Source organism: Flavobacterium bomense (assembly GCF_003970355.1).
Genome location: NZ_RYDJ01000151.1, coordinates 1 through 1,256, shown reverse-complemented (window position 1 = coordinate 1,256; position 1,256 = coordinate 1). Strand labels below are relative to the sequence as shown.

At 34.0% G+C, this 1,256-nt stretch carries 2 protein-coding genes; one reads left to right on the top strand and one right to left on the bottom strand.

Features of this window, described 5'->3' with window-relative positions:
* Positions 1–95: 95 nt before the first annotated feature.
* Positions 96–743 (bottom strand): 4'-phosphopantetheinyl transferase family protein, encoded by a 648-nt coding sequence (locus tag EKL98_RS16325; protein WP_126563180.1) that lies wholly within the window; start codon positions 741–743, stop codon positions 96–98.
* A 225-nt stretch (positions 744–968) separates the two neighbouring features.
* Here EKL98_RS16325 and EKL98_RS16320 point away from each other — a divergent pair.
* Positions 969–1,256, top strand: a 288-nt coding sequence (locus EKL98_RS16320) for an adenosylhomocysteinase (RefSeq protein ID WP_148104449.1), incomplete at its 3' end; no start/stop codon positions are given.

Sequence of the window (1,256 nt, the reverse complement as noted above, 5' to 3'; positions counted from 1 at the left end):
CATAATTAATTTAGACCGCAAATTCGCAAATTATTATTTAATTTTTAGCCACAGATTTCACAGATTAGCACAGATTTTAAAATCTCTGTTTAAATTTATTTTTCGAAAGCGTAAACTAAAGTAAAATTCTCGAATTCTTCGAAAATAATATTGAACTCCTTTACTATTCCTTCGAAATGAAGTTTGGCAATGGTTTTTTTGTCATTAAGTTCAAATGCGTTGACTTGAATGTGATCTTTGAAACTGATTCCTTTTTCGTTTCGGATTTTGAAGATGGCTTCTTTGGCTCCCCATTTCACGGTTAGTTTTTTGATATATTCAATAGCGTCAAAACTTCGTAATCTGCTAAGTTCTTTTTCATTTATAAATTTATCAGCGATTCGGATTATTTTTTCTCTTTGCAGCTCGATGTCTATTCCTACTGTATCTTCGCTGATAATTATTGCTGAAAAATGATGCGAATGTGTAATAGAAATGTGGTTACCATCTAGAAAATAAGGTTTTCCAAATTCGTCATAATGCAATTCGAAATCCGTGTAACCAGCTTCCTTCAAGAGCATACGTACACTCAAAAAAGCCCTTTGGTGCATTTCGGATTTCATTTTATTCAATCGGACTTGGGTTTTTTCTTTCAAAACTACTTGTCCCAATAATTCCTCTAGGGATTCGGTGATTTTCCAAATTAGGATTTGAGTTGTGGTCCCGACGCTTCGGGAGAAGTTTATGATTTTATATAATGGCATCGTTGGTTATCGAGGTTTTAGTCCTGATGGAAACGGCATCCTTTTATGGCGGTGTTCGCCATAAAAGATATAGTGTACAGCAGGAAATAGCTTCTTAAAATAATTATTTCATTATAATTCAAAAGATTACAGAATTAAACAATTCATAAATGTTCCTGAATGCTTTTTAAATTATAAGTTATTGTGTAAATTTGCAAAAATTTTATAATTACAAATATACTATAAATGAGTACATCGACTATGCCTTATGTGGCTTTCAAAGTAAAAGACATTTCTCTAGCGGCTTGGGGAAGAAAAGAAATTGAATTGGCGGAAGCTGAAATGCCAGGTTTAATGGCGCTTCGTGCAGAATATAAAGACGAACAACCACTTGCTGGTGCTCGTATTGCAGGATGTTTGCATATGACTATCCAAACTGCAGTTTTAATTGAAACTTTAATTGCTCTTGGTGCTGAAGTGACTTGGTCATCTTGCAACATTTTCTCTACTCAAGATCAGGCTGCTGCTGCGATT

Bases quoted from the DNA above. Each gene is read 5' to 3' on its own strand.
- EKL98_RS16325 (WP_126563180.1), bottom strand. From the start codon at position 743: ATGCCATTATATAAAATCATAAACTTCTCCCGAAGCGTCGGGACCACA.